Source organism: Natronorubrum amylolyticum, assembly GCF_052040145.1.
Classification (GTDB): Archaea; Halobacteriota; Halobacteria; order Halobacteriales; family Natrialbaceae; genus Natronorubrum.
Genome location: NZ_JBPPFW010000001.1, coordinates 1,071,829 through 1,089,504, shown reverse-complemented (window position 1 = coordinate 1,089,504; position 17,676 = coordinate 1,071,829). Strand labels below are relative to the sequence as shown.

Sequence of the window (17,676 nt, the reverse complement as noted above, 5' to 3'; positions counted from 1 at the left end):
ACAAAAAACGGCAATATCCGTTGTAGTTATGTAGCCCATTTTGCGCAGAAACAGTCGGCTACGATGGTGAAACGATCCCGCTTCAGTCTGGCGTTTTTCCCGTTTTAACTGTGTAATAGGATGAAACGGTTGCCCGATCTGGGGTCGGAACGTAACACCCTTTTTCGTGACGCCCGTGTGTTCGGTAATGACCGCCCTTCCCGAGCCCGTTGCCCGCGAACTCGAGTCACACGACGCGTTCGAACCGACTACCGACGACGGCAGCTACGAACTTACGACGACCGTCTTCGACGCGGCCGTCACCGCCAGCGATGCGGAGGGAAAGCGAGACGACGCGTTTTACGTGACCGTCACGCTCCCGACGCTCGACGCCGCCGTCGCGGGCGAAGCCGTCGCTCCCGTCGTCGAAGACGGCTGGTTCGAGACGCTCGAGCGCCGCCTTGAGGACGTCTTCACCGTCGCGCACACGAGCACGCACGACGAGCCGGTCGTCGAGCGCGATGCGACCGACGTCACCGTCGCCCTCGAGTACGTCGCCTGGGACGCCGGCGAGGGCGTCGACGACGCCAAGGCCTTGATCGAGTATGTCGAGGGCACCTACGCGCAGGGAATCATCCCAGGCTACGAGTATCAGGGGGCGGCGGCGACGCTGCTCGAGAACGCACAGAGCCGCGGTCAGCAGGCCAGCGAGGGCGAGAGCGGCGGCATGCCGATGTAGAACGAAGTTTTGCGCCTTTCGTCACTGAGCGGGATCGAAGATCCCGCGAGGTCCGCGAACCCGAAGGGTTCGCTTGATCACGGAAGACGCTCCGCGTCTTCCGAACGACAGCAGAAAAGTTCGCTTTAGTCCATCGCGATGTACGTCTTCGTATCCGTGACGCCCTCGAGCGCCTGTACGCCCGAGGAGACGGCCTCGAGGACGTTGTACACCTCGGGGGCGTCGATCTCCGCGATGATGTCGTACGTGCCCGCGACGATGTGGGCGTCGGAGACCGACTCGACGTCCCGGATCGACTCGAGAAGTCCCTCGGACTTCCCGGCGGCCGTCTTGATCATAATAAACGCGTGAACCATTCTCGACGGTGTGGTACATCTTCGCATGACTAAAACCTTTGCCCGATTCCCGACACGGTTCGACCGGTTGGTATGGTATATCAGCGCAAGCTTATTGCCGGGGGGAAGCGTAGCCCAGTGCATGCGGTTCGTGATCATCGGGGCAGGACGAGTTGGCCTGCGCACGGCGCGCGTTCTTCGAGAAGAGGGCCACGAGGTGTCGGTAATCGAACGAGACGAGGCGATGATTCGTCGGGCCCGCAACCAGGAGTTCACCGTCGTCGAGGGTGACGGCTCCCGGGAGGACGTCCTCGAGGAGGCCGGCATCGCCGACGCCGACGCGCTGGGCGCGCTGACCGGCGACCTGAACGTCAACTTCACCGCGTGTATGATCGCCAACCACTACGGTTGTCGGACGATCATGCGTATCGACGAGGCCTACCGCGAGGGGATTTACCGCAAGTACGCCCACGAGGTCGACGAAGTGATCTACCCCGAACGGCTCGGTGCGATCGGCGCGAAAAACGCCCTACTGGGCGGCACCATCCGCGCCATCGCGGATATCGCGCCACACCTGCAGGTCGTCGAACTCACGATTACCACGGAGGCCCCGGTCAACGGCTACACGATCAGCGAACTGCAACTGCCCGCCAACGCGACCGTGCTCGCCTTCGGCAAGCACGACCAGGACCTCGGGCTGCCGGACGAAGACCTCTCGCTCGAGGACGGCGACCGACTCGTCGTACTCGCGGACTACGGCGTGTTGAGCGAGGTTCGCCAACTCCTCGTCGGCGAGTCGGAAGCACAGGCGGCCGCGAACACGGGTTCGGACGCGACGTCGGGTACTGGAGGTGTCAACTGATGGTTACAGCATTCATTATGGTCAAGGCGAACACCGGCGAGGCGGATCGACTCCGAGACAGCATCGAATCGATCGACGGCGTACAGTCAGCCCACATCGTCGCCGGCGACGTCGACATCATCGCGAAAGCCAATGTCGAGACGCCCGCGGCGGTCAAGGAGATCGCCGCCACCCAGATTCAGGGTGTCGAGGGCGTCGAGAACACGCAGACGTACATCGCGATGGACTAGAGGAACCCAGCTTTTACGCTACGGTCTGCCGCGCTGACGGCAGCAAAGCTGACGCACAGCGCGGTGTCCCTCGGTAAAACCTGGACCAAAAGCAACGGAAGACGTTCCTGCTCACTTCGTTTGCGGGCTGTGACTGCCGAGCCTTCGTTCGCCCTGCGGGCTCACTCGCGGTAAGAAACGGTGAACGGCCTGCCCTCCCCCGTCGAGCGAACCCGTCGGGTTCGCGATGCTCGAAAGAGCATGCTCTTCCGTCTGGGTCACACGACTCTCGTGTTACTCGAGTTGCGCTCCCGGCCATAGAATCCATTCAGAGATCGAACGATCGTTCACTACCATTGCTAATTGACATCGATCACTCTGTCTGAATCATATGATGTTCGTAGCGTCGTGCTGGATACAGGGCGCGTATCTCGCACGGGAGGACTTCAGATCGAACCATCCTCGCCCACCCACCGTCTTCGACCACTCGCTGAGAGAGGATTCATTATATATGAGTTGAAGTGTTGCTTATAACTCATAAATTTGTGAATGTTTATGCTGTTGTACGACGTTTATAAGTGGTATGGATAGCAGATCGAACGAGGCGGAAACCCGGACCGCGCGTGGTACCACCGACCTCGGAACGACGCGACGGTCGGTTCTCGCCGCCGGGGGAGCGGCCGTACTCAGTGGCTTGGCGGGGTGTTCTACCATCGATGGCCTGTTCGACAGGGGGAGCGAACAGTTGGTTGGGACGAGAGTTTCTTCGCCAGCCGCGTTCTACGCCGGAGGGTCGATACCGGATAATAACAGCAATTTCACATTACTATCGGGCGGTGACGCCAGCGTTAGTAGCGATGCCGACGGTAGGGCCGCAGACCCATCTCGGCCCCGGGTGAGTCGCGCTGGTGAAGCCACGGTACGCTCGGTGCCGCCGACGCTCACGCATCAGGGCAGACTTCTCGAACTCGAGGGCTGGGCTATTAGCACCGGAACGCAAGCCAACGACTACAACTCCGTCCGGTCGAACAAACGGCGGAGCGAGTGGTGGGGCGGTCCCGACGACCACGACGATGACGAAGAAGGAGACATCCTCGCGGACATCCTCGACATCGAACTCGAGTTGTTAAAAGACGTAACGACCGGCTTGGAAGCCGTAGACCGGCAATCACAATCCGAAGCTACCCGTGCTCTCGATGCATTCCTCGACACTACGGTGGAAACGCTCAGACCGGCACTCGATAGATGTGGAATCAGCGTCTGTGAACCCATTCGAGAGAGCTCCGATGGAAGAACGAAGACCGTTGAGGAGGCAGCGGACGCTGTCGAGGCGGAGAACTGGGCGGAAGCGGCTGAACGCCTGGAGCACGTTGAGGAGCTCGTCCTCCGGGATGTCGAAAGACTCGACGACGAACTCGTCGAGCGTCGTCCCGGTAGACCGAGGTTCACCGACATCATCCTGTATCTACGAGACGAGCCGACCATCGGGGAGCAGTTTACCGTCTGTCTCCCCGACGCCAGCCTTCCGGGTGACCTCGGTTCGCTAGCCGAGGAACTCACGCCCGAACGGGTCCTTGCGTATTTCGCAGCCTCACACGAACCGGACGGGCTCCGGACACCATTCCACGACCGATACGGTAGCCAAGGGGTTTCGTACGACGACGAGGGTTGTATCCAGCTCGACGGGCCTGTGTCGCTTCACCGAGACATCTCCTGTGGATCGATTCTCTCGGCGGAGCTCGATACCTACCGCACTACAAACCGGGGAATCGTCGGTTACAGCACCGAGGGCGGCGCTGTCGTCAGTGCTCGTACAGGACGCAATCCACAGACTGGGGAAGAAATACAGACCACCGCTGAGGAGGACGAAATCGACGGAAAGTGCGTTTTCGTCGCACCAGACGGCACGCTCCGCGAAGTGGCGAGCCTGAACGATGGGGAAGTGCAATGTTGGGGGCAGCGGCGTTCCGGGGACGATAATTCGCTCTACTGTTGGGGCTCGAATCGTGCCGCGGGCGACGTTTCGGCCTCGGAGACGCTGGTCTGTCCCGTGAGCGTGACGCCAGAAGACTGCCCATGCCCACTACCCGGGATATTCTATGTCAGGCGGTACATCCACGACGAGCAGGTCATCTTCGCCGGCGGCTGGATACTCGACGAGGGCGCACTCTACGAGGATTCGGCAACACTCTTGTTCGACGAAGGGCCGACCGAGATTGCGAGCGTGACCTCAGAGGATGTCGAGAGCGACGATTACGACGACCGCATCGTCGAGCAGTTCTCCCGCGACCGAAGTCAGCAGGGTTCGGCAGTACTCAGCGGCGAGTTCGACGCCGACACTGGTGGTATTCCAGCGGGTCTCATGACAGAGCAGGGGCGAAAGGGGCTCAACGCAGTGAACGTCAAGGTTGCCGGTGAAATAAGCGGATCGGGGTCCGAAAGCGACCTCCAACCATGGTCGGCTGTGGCGGCGCTAGATGCCCCGCTCGTCCACCTCGCCAACGCAGGAACTACGAGCAACGACGTGAAGTTCAAAGCCGGTGCGGAACTGTCGAAGTCAGTCAACTGAACACTCCGAAGTTTGCAACGACGCATCTGCTGAGAGGCTCTCTCAGGATAACCGTCCCCAGTCCGACTTGATGCAATTCAAGTGCTGAACTCTCCCTCTGTATTCAGCACGCGGTTCTTGGCAGTCAACAGATAGCCCAACGGCTCTGCCGGTAACTGCCTTCTCCGTACTTATCGGTCGATAGCAAACCCGTTCTCTATGGGGCGCAGTTCCGCTACTCGTCACCAACGACATCGGCCAGCACGTCCCGCACTTCCTCAAGCACTCGTTCCGGCTTCTGCATCGCATCCACCCGAACGAACCGGTCGGGGTCGCGCTCGAGCACCCGTTCGTAGTTCGCGCGCACCGACTCGAGGTAGTCGGCGTGCTCGAACTTGTTCGTCGCGCCCGCGCGCTCCGCGGCCGTCTCGGGGTCGAGATCGAGGTAGATCGTCAGGTCGGGGTCGATGGTGAACGGCTCGTGGACGTCGACGACGTACTCGAGGGGGTCGGCCTCGAGGCGGTCGTACGACTCGAGGGTCGCGCCCTGGTAGGCGTAGCGGGAGTCCGAGTAGCGATCGGAGACGACGAGGTCGCCGCGCTCGAGCGCCGGTTCGATCACGCGCGAGAGGTGGTCGGCGTGGTCGGCAGTGTAGAGAAACAGTTCCGCGAGCGAGTCTGCCTCGTCGTCGTCGATCGATCGGTAGACGGCGTCGCCGTACCAGGAGTCGTTCGTCGGTTCGCGAGTGAACGTCGCGTCGGGATAGGACTCCCGCAGGGCCTCCCAGACCGTCGTCTTGCCGCTGCCGTCCAATCCCTCGAGCGTGACCAGCATGCTCGCACCTCGTGGCGAGAACTATTTAGTAGCCGCTATTGAGCGTCGGAACCCAAACCACGGAGGCGACCAGCTATTTATCGCTGCGTGGGGATATTCGGTGTATGAAGGTGCTCGTTGCCGGCGGTACTGGGTTCATCGGGACGACTCTCTGTACGGAACTCGACGACCGCGGCCACGACGTGACGGCGCTGTCTCGCGATCCCAGCGACGGCGATCTCCCCGCGGGGGTCGACCGCGCGATGGGCGACGTCAGCGCCTACGACTCCATCGTCGACACCGTCGCGGGCCACGACGCCGTCGTCAATCTCGTCTCGCTCTCGCCGCTGTACAAGCCGCCGGGCGACCTCGACCACGAAACCGTCCACCTCGGCGGCACGGCAAATCTGGTCCGGGCTGCCGAAGCGGGCGGCGTTGATCGATTCATCCAGATGAGCGGCCTCGGCGCGGATCCGGACGCGCCGACCGACTTCCTTCGGGCGAAGGGGAAAGCCGAGGACGTCGTCCGAGACTCACACCTCGCCTGGACGATCTTCCGCCCCTCCGTCGTCTTCGGCGACGGCGCGGAGTTCCTCGAGTTCACCAAGCAGGTCACGACGCCGTACGTGACGGGGCTGCCGAACGGTGGCCAGACGCGATTCCAGCCGATCTGGGTCGGCGATCTGGTCCCCATGCTCGCGGACGCCGTCGAGGATCACAGCCACGTCGGCGAAACCTACGAGATCGCCGGCCCGCAGATCGTTACGCTCGCGGACGCGACGCGGCTGGCCTACGCGGCCGAGGGGAAGTCCGTCAGGATCCTCTCGGTTCCCCTCTCCCTGACGAAACTCGGGTTGACCGCGGCCGGCGTGGTCCCACTCGTTCCGTTCGGCCCGGATCAGGCGCGCTCGCTCGAAATGAACAACACCGTCGTCACCAACGACGTGAGCGCGTTCGGCGTCTCGGAGGACGAACTGACGACGCTCGGCGCGTATCTCGAGGTCGGTATCCACGAGCCTCGCGAGCCACAGCGCGAATCCGCCTGAGACGGTCAGCGGTCGCTCGACGCGTTCAGCGTTTGCTTGACGTATTCAATCACTGACTGACACGATCTCGAGGCGACGGACACGTTCGACGTCGGTCTGAGATCGGTCGGTCGCCGTATCGGCGGCTTGCGGTTCTGTACGGGGAACTCAAGGGTGGACAGATCGGCCCAAAGATTTAGTATAAAGAACAGATCTGACGTCGAAACCGACTCGTTTCTCGTGAGTTTTTTCGAGCCAAAATCGGCTGCCGGCATCCGATTTCCCGGAACACAAAAGAAGAAGAGACATTCAATTCAACAAAAGACTTATGCCCTTGATCACTCTGTACCAATTCAACGGAGCCCCCTGACAAATTATGAAGCTGGCGATGATCGGATTCGGACAGGCTGGTGGGAAGATCGTCGATCGATTCCTCGATTACGACGATCGGACGGGTAGCGGAATCGTCCGCGCGGCGATAGCCGTCAACTCCGCGAAAGCGGACCTCATCGGTCTCGATAATATTCCGGAGGAGAACCGCGTACTCATCGGCCAGGCCCGCGTAAAGGGCCACGGCGTGGGTGCAGACAACGAACTCGGCGCGGAAGTCGCCGAGGAGGACATCGACGAGGTGCAAAACGCCATCGACGCGATCCCGACCCACGAGGTCGACGCGTTCCTGGTCGTCGCCGGTATGGGCGGCGGAACCGGATCCGGCGGTGCACCTGTCCTCGCCAAACACTTGAAGCGTATCTACACGATTCCTGTCTACGGTCTCGGCGTGCTCCCGGGCACGGACGAGGGTGGGATCTACACCCTCAACGCGGCCAGATCGTTCCAGACCTTCGTCCGCGAAGTGGACAATCTGATGGTCTTCGACAACGACTCCTGGCGACAGACCGGCGAGTCCGTCGAAGGCGGCTACGATCAGATCAACGAGGAGATCGTCCGACGATTCGGCATTCTCTTCGGTGCGGGTGAGGTCGGCGACGGACAGGAAGTCGCCGAGAGCGTCGTCGACTCGTCGGAGATCATCAACACGCTCTCGGGCGGTGGCGTCTCGACCGTCGGCTTCGCCAGCGAGGAAGTCGACCTGAACACGAGCGGCGGTCTGCTCTCGCGCTTTACCGGCGACGGTGGCGGCAGCACCGACGATCTGGACGCCGCGAACACGACCAACCGCATCACGAGCCTCGTCCGGAAGGCCGCACTCGGTCGACTGACGCTCCCGTGTGAGATCGAAGGCACCGAGCGTGCGCTGCTCGTCGTCTCCGGTCCGTCGGAGTATCTCAACCGAAAAGGCATCGAACGCGGGCGGAAGTGGCTCGAGGAGGAAACGGGAAGCATGGAAGTCCGCGGTGGCGACTTCCCGCGAGAGGAGCCGGAGGTGGCCGCAGCACTCCTGCTCTCGGGCGTGACGAACGTTCCGCGAATCAAGCGTCTCCAGCAGGTCGCCATCGAGGCCCAGGAGAACATGGACGACATCCAGCAGGAGAGCGAGGAGAACTTAGAAGAGCTCGTCGAAGACGACGAGGACGAACTCGAGCCGCTGTTCTAGGCGCTCAGTTCTTTCGCGACTCGACGACCCCAGCGGCCGCGCTCGTGTCGGGGGGCACGACGGTGGTGTCTGGTGTCGACGAACGGCGGTCTCTCGTCCCGCCTCGGTCTCGGCTTCGACGTGTTTTTGCCCGCGTCCGGACAACCGTCGATAGATGCACGTCGTCGTCCCGTTCGCCGCGACCGACCCGAAGACGCGCCTCGAGTCGGTGCTCTCCCCCACGGAGCGGTCGGCGTTCGCGCGGGCCATGCTCGCGGACGTCCTGTGTGTGATCGTCGAGGCGGACCGGGAGCCGACGGTGGTGGCGACTGCGCCGATCGATCCCGCCGAACTCGACCTTCCGACGGACGTGCTCGAGTCGGTGTCGGTCGCGGTGGACGACCGCCCGCTCACCGACGCGGTCAACGCGCGCCTGCCGGGACAGACCGACAGCGGCGGCGACGGCGGTGACACGGACGACGGCGTCGCCGTCGTCATGGCGGATCTCGCACTCGCGACGACCGACGCGCTCGAGGACCTCTTTGCGGCCGACGCCGACGTCGCCATCGCGCCCGGCCGCGGCGGCGGCACGAACGCGCTCGTCGTTCGCGATCCCGCGTTTCGGGTCGACTACCACGGGGCGTCCTATCTGGACCACTGCGAGATCGCCGAGGAGATGGGTGTGAGCCTCGAGACGATCGACTCGCTCCGGCTGGGGACTGACATCGACGAACCCGACGACCTCGTCGAGGTGCTCGTCCACGGCGACGAGCGCGCTCGCGCACCCGCGACGCTCCGCGATATCGGATTCGAACTCGAACGACGGGACGGTCGGGTCGGCGTCGTCAGACGCGACCCCGCAGAACGGGACCGATAGCCGCGAAAGTGGGGCGGGCGTTCGGGAGAAGTGAAGCCTTATGTGTCGAGCGACGCCACTCTGCAGTAATGTTCCCCGGGGCGAGCGAGTACGGCGTCGACATCGTGGTCGACGACGCGGCGGTCGACGATCTCCTCTCAGTCACGCCCGACGACGTCGAAGCGCCGCCGGCGTTGACCTTCGCGCGAAACGTCTTCGTCCCGCTGACGACGGCGTGTCGCTACACCTGCACCTACTGTACGTACTTCGATCCGCCGGGTCAGGCTTCTTTGCTCACGCTCGAGGAGGTCCGCGACATCTGCGCCCGCGGGGCCGATGCGGGCTGTACGGAGGCCCTCTTTACGTTCGGCGACGATCCCGACGACCGTTACACCGAGATCCACGAGCAACTCGAAGAGTGGGGTCACGACTCCATTCACACCTACCTGCGGGCGGCCTGCGAGGTCGCCCTCGAGGAAGGGCTGCTTCCACACTCCAATCCGGGCGATCAAACGCTCGAGCAGATGGCCGAAGTGGCGGATGTCAACGCCAGCATGGGCGTGATGCTCGAGACGACGGCCGAGGTCGGGGCTCATGCCGGCCCTCGGAAGAAAGAGCCTGGCCAGCGCCTCCGAACGATCAAAAACGCTGGCGAACTCGATGTCGCCTTCACGACGGGAATTCTGGTCGGCATCGGTGAGACGTGGCGTGACAGGGCCGAAAGTCTGCTCGCGATTCGCGAGATGCACGAGCGCTACGATCACGTTCAGGAGGTGATCGTCCAGCCGGTTTCGAACAACGAGCGCTGGTCCGACGGCTCCCCCGACCTCGAGACGATGCGCCGCGTGACGGCGATGGCTCGCGTCGCGCTCCCCGAGGAGATTTCGGTGCAGGTCCCGCCGAACCTCGCGCCCGCCCGCGACCTGATCGACTGCGGCGTCGACGACCTCGGCGGGGTGTCGCCGATCACGGACGACCACATCAATCCCGACTACGCGTGGCCCGCCCTGCGCGAACTCGAGGAGATCGCTGCCTCCGCAGACCTGCCGCTCGGCGAGCGATTACCGGTCTACGAGCGGTTTCTGCCGGATGACCTTCGAACCGACGGCTTCGACGGCGTTGCCGCTGACGGAACGGCCGGTGCGTCGGGGCCTCGAGCAGCGGACGCCAAGCGAGAGTGGATCTCGCCGACGATTCGCGAGGCGCTCGAGGCCGACGGCGACGCCGGCGAACGGTACCGGTCCGTGCTTCGAAGCGAGACGAGCGCCGTCTCTCGGTAGCGAGCGTCCGATTCGGGGTACGAACGCGTCTCGAGCGATGACCGTCACCTCACCGAGCTACTGGAAGATCGACAGCCGCGAGAGGTAGAAAACGGCCAACGCGACGGCAAACACCAGTCCGAGAATTCGTAGTCCGCCGGCGATGTGCGTGCGCTCTTTCGGCAGGAGTTCCGGAATCCCCAGCAACAGCCACAGGACGCCGAAGTGGAGCGCTGACGATGTTCCTACCGCGCCGACAAGGCCGTAGAACGCGTACAGTCCGAGGAAAAAGAGACCGACGGCGATAAACACCCCTCCGGACTGCCATCCGTCGGGCTCTCTGAACAGTCTTTTTATCATACTAGCTCGCTGGTGTCAACCATCAAATCGTTTTCGACCGGATCGCTGCAGTATCGGCCACACTGAGCATCCGCTGTAGTCCTCTCGTCCACCCGTCCCTCGATTTTGCGACCGACGCCGAAACAGTCGTCAAAAGAACGCTTCGTGAACCGCAAGCCCTTCGCTCTCGAGAACTGGCCCCTCGACCGTCGTTGACCCACCACCCCGATCGATCACTTCTTCGAAGGGAATTTCGATCACCGAATCGTCGCGAATTCCCGCGAGCGAGTCGACGGAGACGCTGTAGATGACCCGACCGAGCCCCGCGTAGACGATCGCGCTCGCACACATCGGACACGGCTCCGTGCTGGTGTACATCGTACACGCCTCGCGCTCGGCCGGCTCGAGTTCGCGGGCGGCCCAACAAGCCAGTTTGAACTCCGGGTGAGCGGAAATATCGTCGTCGGTTCGGGTCGTGTTTTCGGCCGTCCGGACGACCGCGTCGTCGACGACGAGGAGTGATCCGAACGGGGTGTTGCCGTTGTCGACCGCCGCTCGAGCGAGGTCGATCGCGTCTCGGATGTAGGACTCGTCGGTGGACATGGGTCGCTCTTCGTCGCCAGTAGTGAAACGCCTGTCTCCACCGCGGCGATTAGGTACAGGAGAAGCCGCCGTCGACGACGAGCGCCTGGCCGGTGATCCAGTCGGCCTCGTCGCTCGCGAGGAACAGCATCGCGTTGGCGACGTCCTCCGGCCGACCGAGTCGCTTCAGCGGGTAGTACTTCGACATCTCCGCCTTGGTCGCCTCCCACTCCGCTTCGGTGCGATTCTCTCGAGGCATCGCCGTATCCGTCACGCCCGGACAGACCGCGTTCGCGCGCACGCCGTGTGGTCCGACCTCCGCGGCGACCGTCCGCGTGAAGTTGACGACGGCCCCCTTGGTCAGCGAGTAGGCCCCGAGCTGTGGCGCGCCGATGACGCCCGCGAGCGAGGCCGTGTTGACGATCGCTCCCGATCCCTGCTCTTTGAAGTAGGGGATGGCGGCGTGACAGCCGTTCCAGACGCCCTTGACGTTGACGTCGATGATCCGGTCGCGTTCGTCCTCGTCGATCTCCTCGACGTTCGCGCGCTGGTGGCTAACGCCCGCGTTGTTCACCATGATATCGAGTCCGTACTCCGAACCTGTCTCGTCGACGGCCGCGTGGACCGCGTCCGCGTCGGTGACGTCGAGTTCGAGTGCGGTTCCCTCCTGTCCCGCCTCCTCGACGCGGTCGATCGTCTCTTCGGCGCCCTCGAGATCGATATCGGCCCCGACGACCGTCGCCCCCTCCTCGGCGAACAGTTGCGCGGCTTCGCGGCCCAGTCCCGATCCGGCTCCCGTGATGAACGCTGTCTTGCCTTCGAGTCGCATACGCACACGTTTCCGAGAACCATCATAAAGCATCGCTCCGCGACACTGGGCTGCCGACTCGAGCGGAACGAATCACCGACCGGGCCCGAGCCGACCTCTCGACTCGGTCGGCTTATTGAATACGGAACCGCTTCGAACCGGTCTCCGTGAGCGTCGCCGACTCGTGCAGCGTCACAACCTGGCCCGTCGGCGTCGACTCGACCGTGGCGTCGGCGTTGACCGACTCGAGGGTACCGAGCAACTGGGCTTTCGGCGGTTTCTGGGCGGCTCCGCAGTCGTAAATCGTCAGCAGGCCGCCGTCTCTCGGCTCGCGGTCGTAGACGACGACGTGGGCGTGGTTCGGCAGCCGCCAGTTTCCGTCGTCGATCGGAACGAGGTGGTTCACACCGTACGTCACGACCGGAATTCGCAAAAAACCGCCCCCAGTTCGTCGGTCGGCGTCGACGCCCGCCGCCGGTCGGAGTCGACGGCCTGTCAGTCGTCGGCCGGAACCGTTCGCTCTGCGCGCTCTTCGGCGTTGAGCAGCGGCGTCCCGTCCGCTTTCGGCCCCAGTTGCGGGCCGAACGGCGGATCGTCGGGGTCGATGACGCGGCGCGTTTCGTAGTCGGTCGAGCGTTCGACGGGGATTCGACCGATCGAGGTGATCATCTCGACGTAGTCCTCGAACGAGCGGAACTCGCCGTGTTCGCCGCCGGCGCGGGTCGTGATCTCTTCTGAAAGGATCGTCCCCATGTAGTCGTCGGCGCCGCAGGCGAGCATCTTCAGCCCCTGTTCGTCGCCGTACTTGACCCACGACGACTGGACGTGGTCGATGTTGTCGAGAAAGAGGCGAGCGACGGCGATCATGAGTTCGTCCTCGTCGATGCTCGCCCCCCCGGAGACGACGTCGTGCTCGAAAAGCGGCGTGTTCTGGTGGACGAACGAAAGCGGCACGAACTCCGTGATCGCGCCGTCGACCCGGTCCTGAAGGTCGCGAACCCGTTTCAGGTGGATCGCGCGGTGGGCCTCGTTGTCGACGTGGCCGTACATGATCGTCGCCGTCAGCCCCAGTCCGACGTTCGCGGCGGCTTCCATCGCCTCGAGCCAGTCGTCGGTGCCGATCTTGCCGGGACAGATGACGTCTCTGACCTCGTCGACGAGGATTTCGGCGGCCGTGCCGGGAACCGTGTCGAGTCCGGCCTCCCTGAGACGGCCGTACACCTCCTCGTAGGACCAGTCGGTGCCCCGTCGGGCGTGGTAGCCCTCCTCGGGCGTCATCGAGTGGACGTGGACGTCGTCGACGCTCATGGCCGCCATCTGCTCGACGTAGGTGCCGGGATCGGTCGCGTACCGTTCGGGCGGTTTGTAGTTGACTTCCTTCGGCTCGGGGTGGGACTCGAGGATCTCGCGGTGTTCTTCGTCGAGTGCGAACGCGGGGTGGAGACCGGAGACCGAGGTGACCTCGTAGACGCCGCGTTCGACGGCGTCCGCGACGATCTCGCGAGATTCGGCGGGCGTTTTCGTAAAGCCCGCCGTCTCGACCTCGCTGTCCCGTTCGAACGTGTGTGCGGCGTCCTTGAAGTTACAGAACAGACAGCCCACGTTGCAGGCCGTCGTGACGTTGTTGTTGATATTCGCGACGAAGGTGACCTCGTCGCCGACGACCTCGGCGCGGCGTCGATCGGCCGCCTCGAGCACCTGTTCCTTTCGCGTCCGATCGATTCCCTCGACGTCCGTCCCGGTCGTGAGTAACTCGATGGCGTCGTCGACCGTGAGTCGGTCGCCGGCGCGTGCTTTCTCGAGTGCGTTCTCGAACGACTGGTCGGTCTCGGGAACGTGCTCGAACGCGAGGTCTGCCTCGGTCACCGGTCGCTCCATCGGCGTATCAATACCAGCACAGCGAGAAAAGCGTGTGGATTGTCGACGGATTCGACCAATCGAGCGATCAGCCCGGGGTTATTGGGCGTCGCTATCGACGAGCTGTCGGTCGGCGCCGCGTTTCTCGTCATCGCCGGCATCCTGCTCGTCGTCGCGTCGGTGATCGTCGGCGTCTCGCTCGCCGAGCGACGCCAATTCAGCGGACCGGAAGGCGAATTTCGGTGGACTCGAGACGCCGCCGGATACTGAAACCTTCTTAGGGTCCGGCCACGGCAACTGGGGTATGAACTGCGGCGGCGGCTACGTCCTGAGGTGTCTCGTATGACGAGTGTCAAAGAGTTCCGCATCGAGGAGGCAGCAACCAACGACGACCTTGGGGAGGGGTCGTTCGTCTTCACCGACGCCTACTCGGTGTTTGACTGGGGGCAGATGCCAGATCAGATCCCCGAGAAGGGCGCGAGTCTCTGTGCGATGGGCGCGTTCAACTTCGAACTGCTCGAGTCTGAAGGCGTCCCGACCCACTACCGTGGTGTTGTCGAAGACGGCGACGTCGTCCCCCTCGCCGAGTCGTCGCGCCCGCCGTGGGAGATGGCCATCGACCTCACGCAGGTCCCCGACCTGCCCAACGAGGGTCGAGAGTACGACTACGACCACTACCACGACGCGGCCGGCGAGAACTACCTGATCCCGCTCGAGGTCGTCTTCCGCAATCGCGTGCCGGTCGGCTCGAGCCTCCGGCGGCGAACCGATCCCGCGGACCACGGCCTCGAGTTCGAGAGCTGGCCCGAGGAGGCCGTCGACCTCGCGGAGCCGATCGTCGAGTTCACGACGAAGTACGAGGAGGGCGACCGACAGCTCGATCGCGAGGAGGCCGACGCGATCGCGGGCGTCGCCGACATCGACGACCTCGAGTCCGTCGCTCGCGAGGTCAACCGGATCGTCACCGAGCAGGCCGAATCGGCCGGGCTGGTCCACGAAGACGGCAAGATCGAGTGTCTCTACTACCAGGGCGAGATCCGCGTCGCGGACGTCGTCGGCACGTTCGACGAGAACCGCTTCAGCTACGAGGGTACCCAGCTCTCGAAGGAAGTTCTCCGCCAGCACCACAAGCGCACCCAGCCCGAGTGGGTTCAGGCCGTCGAGGCCGCAAAGGCCGAAGCGAAGCAGGAGGACGTCGCAGACTGGAAGTCCCTCTGTGAGGAGACGCCGGAGCCGCTCGAGGAGGGCGTCCTCGAGACGGCGCGGGATCTGTACTGTGCCGGCGCGAACGCCTACACCGGCCAAGAACTGTTCGACGCGCCGCCGCTCTCGAGTGCGATCGGGGCCGTCCAGCGGCTGTAGGGATCGATACCGGAACCCGTCGTCCGTCGCGGTTCAGGTAGTACGTTTCGACTACGAGCGGCCGTCCCGAGCGACGTTCGCTCCAGACACTGTCACGATGGTTCGATTGCAGCTCCGGGTCACGCCGAAGCGCACTCCGGCGGTTTCGTCACGTCGCTGTGCAGTTCGCTATCTATTGCCATCCGCTGTTTGAAAGGTAATCCTCATATCGAACGCCCCAAAACCATATACTCGAGTACCGATGTCCCTCGCTGCCAGTGGAATCGTCACGAGCATCGTCCCGTTTGACCCAACGTACGGTATCACGATCGTCGCGAGCGTCATGCTCGCCGTGATCGTCTGCGCGATGGTGGCGTTCGCCCTCGGTCCGGTCGTCTCCTCGTACCGGTCCGGCACCTCGAGTGCGACGGAGTCGTCCGCCACGCCTACGGCCGAGCCGAGCGACGACTGAGGTTCGCGGTTCGTCTTTTGTGGTGTTTTCGTCCTCGGTAGGATCGGGTCTCGAGGGAGTCCGACAGCCGTTCGGAGTGGATCGAATCGGGGACCGACGTTATGGTCCTCCGGAGCCAGTCTCGCGTACGACCATGGAGATCACGGTGTACGGACCGTTGCGAAGCGCGACCGGGGAAAAGACGGTGTCGCTCGAGTTCGCCGGCGATACCGTTGGGGATGCTATCGACGACGTTGCCGATGCGTATCCGCGAGCGGCCCAGTACCTCTACGACGGGGACGAACTGCGACCGAGCGTCAGAGTCTCGGTTGATGGTGAGCGCGTCGGACTCGAGGACCCGGTTTCGGACGACGCCTCGCTGTCGCTGACGCCTGCCGTTCAGGGTGGGTCTCGAAACTAACGACCAGCCGTTCGATGCCGACTGTTACGTCTCCCGAACGGGAGAGGCGGTCGAAAGAGCGTTCTGCTCGTGCTGGCAGCTATAGTAGCCACTGAAAGTCAATGCACACCCGATCGCAGGACAGCTATGCGATCGGTATGTAAATCGTTTCAGTTGTTACTATAGGCGGGCCACACCCTCCCCAACCGATTGGCTCACACGACTTCGACCCACGTCTCGCTGATCGCTCGCCGTGGTACAGCGCGCGCCACCGCAGTGAGAGACGGGCCGCTCTATCGATCTCCCGCTACAGCCCGTACTGCTCGCGTACGAGGTGGTCGATACCGCGCTCTTCGAGCACATCCATCGGGGCGAGCAGGTCGAGTTGGACGACGCCGGGGAGCCGCCCGATCTGGACGCCGCCGGTGAACGTACACCGCGAGCGAACCTCGCCCTCACTCATCTCGAGCAGTTTCGTCGCCCGATCGAAGGCGTTCTGCGTGGCGTCGTTGACCGTTGCGCCGGAGCCGATCACTTGGATCGGCCCCATATCGTCCTCGACGTCGACGCCGTGCTGTGCGCCGAGTTCTCGGCCGGCCTCGCGCTCTTCCTCGCTGTAGGGTTTGCTGATGAACGGGAGGTCTTCTTCGGGCGGCAGAAGGAGGGGGCCGTCGATATCGAGTCCCTCGATGACCTCGACGTCCATCGTGACGGTGCCGCTGACGTCGGTCGTGTGCAGCGAGAGTTCGCCGTCGCCCTGATTCGCGTGGAGGTCGCCGACGTAGACGCCGGCGCCGTCTACCTTGACGGGACAGAGCAGGGTTGCTCCCGGCCGGACCTGTGGGATGTCCATGTGGCCGTCGGTTCGGTCCTCGAGATCCGCTTCGGTCTCGACGCCGTAGTCGTGTTCGGCGCCGATGAGGAACTGGCCGAAGTCGCCCGCGTTGTGCGAGTCTGGCATCGTAACCGGTGGCGTGGTGCCGACGTTGCCGATGAACGGACGCAGGCGGCCGAGCGTGCCGGGCATCTCGCCGGGTTCGTACAGCAGGATCGGGTGCTGCCGGGAGTTCTCGGGGATGTCCATCACCTCGTCGGCGTCTTCGGCGAGTTCGTGCGCGCCGTCCTCGTCGAGGGTGATTCCCACCGTTCGATCGTCGTCGAACGCGACGGTGTAGCCGTACTCGAAGCCGAAGGAGGAGGCGTTCGCGCCGCACTCGACACATTTGATCGACTCCTCACCGGTTCCCTCGACGACAGTTTCGGGCCACTCGGTGCCACACTCCGGACAGCGGTGGTCGACGAACGGATCGTCGCCGAATGCGTCCTCCCGTTCGGCCATCGAGCCCGTACTCGTCGCCATGCTCGTCACCTCGACGTCCCGAATGCGGAGCGCGACCGCGTCTCCGACCGACGCCCCCTCGACGCGAATCGGTCGGGTGACCTCGTGGCCCCCGCGGAACTCGGGGGTGACCATCGGTCCCCAACAGCCCGGCGGCGTGTACGTTTGGATCGTTCCGCCGTCCGCGACGGTCCCCGCCCACTCCTGGTCGGGACCCACGAGTCCGAGCGTGTACTGATCGACGTACAACTCCTGTTGGACTTCTTGTTGTGCCATAACGTACCAAGATACGGTCGAATCGGCGATAAGGCTACTGCTCCCGGAGCCAACGATCAACGGCGTGAGGGGTCGAGAATCTGAGTAGACGGCTCGATAAAGACCGCCAGCCGTTGGAGG

20 protein-coding genes are annotated in these 17,676 nt (G+C 63.6%); 12 read left to right on the top strand and 8 right to left on the bottom strand.

Translation table 11 applies throughout. From position 1 onward, the window contains the following. Positions 1–187: 187 nt before the first annotated feature. Positions 188–718: a DUF5813 family protein gene (locus ACSFDB_RS05570; RefSeq protein WP_440770016.1), complete on the top strand. Its 531-nt coding sequence runs from the start codon at positions 188–190 to the stop codon at positions 716–718. A 125-nt stretch (positions 719–843) separates the two neighbouring features. Here the strand turns inward: ACSFDB_RS05570 and ACSFDB_RS05565 are convergent, their stop codons facing one another. Next, entirely contained in the window at positions 844–1,074 is a 231-nt protein-coding gene (locus ACSFDB_RS05565) for an Lrp/AsnC ligand binding domain-containing protein (protein WP_440766158.1), read from the bottom strand. A gap of 121 nt (positions 1,075–1,195) precedes the next feature. Here ACSFDB_RS05565 and ACSFDB_RS05560 point away from each other — a divergent pair, with 121 nt between their 5' ends. The 3 genes from ACSFDB_RS05560 (at position 1,196) to ACSFDB_RS05550 (ending at position 4,693) form a co-directional block, all read left to right on the top strand. Continuing rightward, on the top strand, positions 1,196–1,915 hold the full coding sequence (locus tag ACSFDB_RS05560; protein ID WP_440770015.1) for a potassium channel family protein: 720 nt from the start codon (positions 1,196–1,198) through the stop codon (positions 1,913–1,915). Further along, on the top strand, positions 1,915–2,145 hold the full coding sequence (locus tag ACSFDB_RS05555) for an Lrp/AsnC family transcriptional regulator (protein WP_440770014.1): 231 nt from the start codon (positions 1,915–1,917) through the stop codon (positions 2,143–2,145). The genes ACSFDB_RS05560 and ACSFDB_RS05555 overlap by 1 nt, the downstream gene beginning before the upstream one ends. Positions 2,146–2,707: 562 nt before the next feature. Beyond that, on the top strand, positions 2,708–4,693 hold the full coding sequence (locus ACSFDB_RS05550) for an HU family DNA-binding protein (RefSeq protein WP_440770013.1): 1,986 nt from the start codon (positions 2,708–2,710) through the stop codon (positions 4,691–4,693). A gap of 214 nt (positions 4,694–4,907) precedes the next feature. Here ACSFDB_RS05550 and tmk read toward each other — a convergent pair whose 3' ends face one another. Beyond that, on the bottom strand, positions 4,908–5,507 hold the full coding sequence (gene tmk / locus ACSFDB_RS05545) for a dTMP kinase (protein WP_440770012.1): 600 nt from the start codon (positions 5,505–5,507) through the stop codon (positions 4,908–4,910). A gap of 104 nt (positions 5,508–5,611) precedes the next feature. Between tmk and ACSFDB_RS05540 the strand changes: the two genes are divergently transcribed. From ACSFDB_RS05540 to cofG, 4 genes are all read left to right on the top strand, one after another. Then, the gene (locus ACSFDB_RS05540) at positions 5,612–6,532 is read left to right on the top strand and encodes a complex I NDUFA9 subunit family protein (protein ID WP_440770011.1); all 921 of its coding nucleotides are present in this window, start codon (positions 5,612–5,614) and stop codon (positions 6,530–6,532) included. A 355-nt stretch (positions 6,533–6,887) separates the two neighbouring features. Then, the gene (locus ACSFDB_RS05535; RefSeq protein ID WP_006088947.1) at positions 6,888–8,069 is read left to right on the top strand and encodes a tubulin/FtsZ family protein; all 1,182 of its coding nucleotides are present in this window, start codon (positions 6,888–6,890) and stop codon (positions 8,067–8,069) included. 154 nt (positions 8,070–8,223) lie between these two features. Beyond that, positions 8,224–8,925 carry a 2-phospho-L-lactate guanylyltransferase gene (cofC, locus tag ACSFDB_RS05530; protein ID WP_440770010.1) on the top strand — a complete coding sequence of 234 codons (702 nt, stop codon included), beginning with the start codon at positions 8,224–8,226 and terminating at the stop codon, positions 8,923–8,925. A gap of 68 nt (positions 8,926–8,993) precedes the next feature. After that, positions 8,994–10,184 (top strand): 7,8-didemethyl-8-hydroxy-5-deazariboflavin synthase subunit CofG, encoded by a 1,191-nt coding sequence (gene cofG, locus ACSFDB_RS05525; RefSeq protein WP_440770009.1) that lies wholly within the window; start codon positions 8,994–8,996, stop codon positions 10,182–10,184. A gap of 57 nt (positions 10,185–10,241) precedes the next feature. Here cofG and ACSFDB_RS05520 read toward each other — a convergent pair whose 3' ends face one another. The 5 genes from ACSFDB_RS05520 to cofH form a co-directional block, all read right to left on the bottom strand. Further along, positions 10,242–10,523 carry a DUF8011 family protein gene (locus ACSFDB_RS05520; protein WP_440770008.1) on the bottom strand — a complete coding sequence of 94 codons (282 nt, stop codon included), beginning with the start codon at positions 10,521–10,523 and terminating at the stop codon, positions 10,242–10,244. A gap of 129 nt (positions 10,524–10,652) precedes the next feature. Further along, a complete protein-coding gene (locus tag ACSFDB_RS05515; protein ID WP_440770007.1) occupies positions 10,653–11,105 on the bottom strand; it encodes a nucleoside deaminase in 453 nt (150 codons plus the stop codon). A gap of 49 nt (positions 11,106–11,154) precedes the next feature. Then, positions 11,155–11,913: an SDR family NAD(P)-dependent oxidoreductase gene (locus ACSFDB_RS05510; protein ID WP_440770006.1), complete on the bottom strand. Its 759-nt coding sequence runs from the start codon at positions 11,911–11,913 to the stop codon at positions 11,155–11,157. Positions 11,914–12,025: 112 nt separating this feature from the next. Further along, complete coding sequence (locus ACSFDB_RS05505; protein ID WP_440770005.1) at positions 12,026–12,298, bottom strand: hypothetical protein; 273 nt, start codon at positions 12,296–12,298, stop codon at positions 12,026–12,028. 89 nt (positions 12,299–12,387) lie between these two features. Continuing rightward, a complete protein-coding gene (gene cofH, locus ACSFDB_RS05500; RefSeq protein WP_440770004.1) occupies positions 12,388–13,770 on the bottom strand; it encodes a 7,8-didemethyl-8-hydroxy-5-deazariboflavin synthase subunit CofH in 1,383 nt (460 codons plus the stop codon). Between the two features lie 81 nt (positions 13,771–13,851). On the opposite strand from cofH, the gene ACSFDB_RS05495 reads away from it, so the two are divergent. The 4 genes from ACSFDB_RS05495 to ACSFDB_RS05480 all read left to right on the top strand — a co-directional run bounded on the left by ACSFDB_RS05495 (position 13,852) and on the right by ACSFDB_RS05480 (position 15,962). After that, positions 13,852–14,019: a hypothetical protein gene (locus ACSFDB_RS05495; RefSeq protein ID WP_440770003.1), complete on the top strand. Its 168-nt coding sequence runs from the start codon at positions 13,852–13,854 to the stop codon at positions 14,017–14,019. A gap of 72 nt (positions 14,020–14,091) precedes the next feature. Further along, positions 14,092–15,111: a phosphoribosylaminoimidazolesuccinocarboxamide synthase gene (locus tag ACSFDB_RS05490; RefSeq protein WP_440770002.1), complete on the top strand. Its 1,020-nt coding sequence runs from the start codon at positions 14,092–14,094 to the stop codon at positions 15,109–15,111. A 241-nt stretch (positions 15,112–15,352) separates the two neighbouring features. Next, on the top strand, positions 15,353–15,562 hold the full coding sequence (locus tag ACSFDB_RS05485) for a hypothetical protein (RefSeq protein WP_440770001.1): 210 nt from the start codon (positions 15,353–15,355) through the stop codon (positions 15,560–15,562). A gap of 133 nt (positions 15,563–15,695) precedes the next feature. Continuing rightward, entirely contained in the window at positions 15,696–15,962 is a 267-nt protein-coding gene (locus ACSFDB_RS05480) for a ubiquitin-like small modifier protein 1 (protein WP_440770000.1), read from the top strand. Positions 15,963–16,248: 286 nt separating this feature from the next. Here the strand turns inward: ACSFDB_RS05480 and ACSFDB_RS05475 are convergent, their stop codons facing one another. Then, positions 16,249–17,556: an acetamidase/formamidase family protein gene (locus tag ACSFDB_RS05475; protein ID WP_440769999.1), complete on the bottom strand. Its 1,308-nt coding sequence runs from the start codon at positions 17,554–17,556 to the stop codon at positions 16,249–16,251. Positions 17,557–17,676 lie beyond the last annotated feature (120 nt).

Excerpts from the sequence above, each read along its gene's own strand:
- ACSFDB_RS05485 (WP_440770001.1), top strand. The coding sequence starts at position 15,353 with ATGTCCCTCGCTGCCAGTGGAATCGTCACGAGCATCGTCCCGTTTGAC.
- cofG (WP_440770009.1), top strand. The coding sequence starts at position 8,994 with ATGTTCCCCGGGGCGAGCGAGTACGGCGTCGACATCGTGGTCGACGAC.
- ACSFDB_RS05490 (WP_440770002.1), top strand. The coding sequence starts at position 14,092 with ATGACGAGTGTCAAAGAGTTCCGCATCGAGGAGGCAGCAACCAACGAC.
- ACSFDB_RS05550 (WP_440770013.1), top strand. The coding sequence starts at position 2,708 with ATGGATAGCAGATCGAACGAGGCGGAAACCCGGACCGCGCGTGGTACC.
- cofC (WP_440770010.1), top strand. The coding sequence starts at position 8,224 with ATGCACGTCGTCGTCCCGTTCGCCGCGACCGACCCGAAGACGCGCCTC.
- ACSFDB_RS05475 (WP_440769999.1), bottom strand. The coding sequence starts at position 17,556 with ATGGCACAACAAGAAGTCCAACAGGAGTTGTACGTCGATCAGTACACG.
- ACSFDB_RS05515 (WP_440770007.1), bottom strand. The coding sequence starts at position 11,105 with ATGTCCACCGACGAGTCCTACATCCGAGACGCGATCGACCTCGCTCGA.
- cofH (WP_440770004.1), bottom strand. The coding sequence starts at position 13,770 with ATGGAGCGACCGGTGACCGAGGCAGACCTCGCGTTCGAGCACGTTCCC.
- tmk (WP_440770012.1), bottom strand. The coding sequence starts at position 5,507 with ATGCTGGTCACGCTCGAGGGATTGGACGGCAGCGGCAAGACGACGGTC.
- ACSFDB_RS05520 (WP_440770008.1), bottom strand. The coding sequence starts at position 10,523 with ATGATAAAAAGACTGTTCAGAGAGCCCGACGGATGGCAGTCCGGAGGG.
- ACSFDB_RS05480 (WP_440770000.1), top strand. The coding sequence starts at position 15,696 with ATGGAGATCACGGTGTACGGACCGTTGCGAAGCGCGACCGGGGAAAAG.
- ACSFDB_RS05535 (WP_006088947.1), top strand. The coding sequence starts at position 6,888 with ATGAAGCTGGCGATGATCGGATTCGGACAGGCTGGTGGGAAGATCGTC.
- ACSFDB_RS05510 (WP_440770006.1), bottom strand. The coding sequence starts at position 11,913 with ATGCGACTCGAAGGCAAGACAGCGTTCATCACGGGAGCCGGATCGGGA.
- ACSFDB_RS05540 (WP_440770011.1), top strand. The coding sequence starts at position 5,612 with ATGAAGGTGCTCGTTGCCGGCGGTACTGGGTTCATCGGGACGACTCTC.
- ACSFDB_RS05555 (WP_440770014.1), top strand. The coding sequence starts at position 1,915 with ATGGTTACAGCATTCATTATGGTCAAGGCGAACACCGGCGAGGCGGAT.
- ACSFDB_RS05570 (WP_440770016.1), top strand. The coding sequence starts at position 188 with ATGACCGCCCTTCCCGAGCCCGTTGCCCGCGAACTCGAGTCACACGAC.
- ACSFDB_RS05560 (WP_440770015.1), top strand. The coding sequence starts at position 1,196 with ATGCGGTTCGTGATCATCGGGGCAGGACGAGTTGGCCTGCGCACGGCG.
- ACSFDB_RS05565 (WP_440766158.1), bottom strand. The coding sequence starts at position 1,074 with ATGGTTCACGCGTTTATTATGATCAAGACGGCCGCCGGGAAGTCCGAG.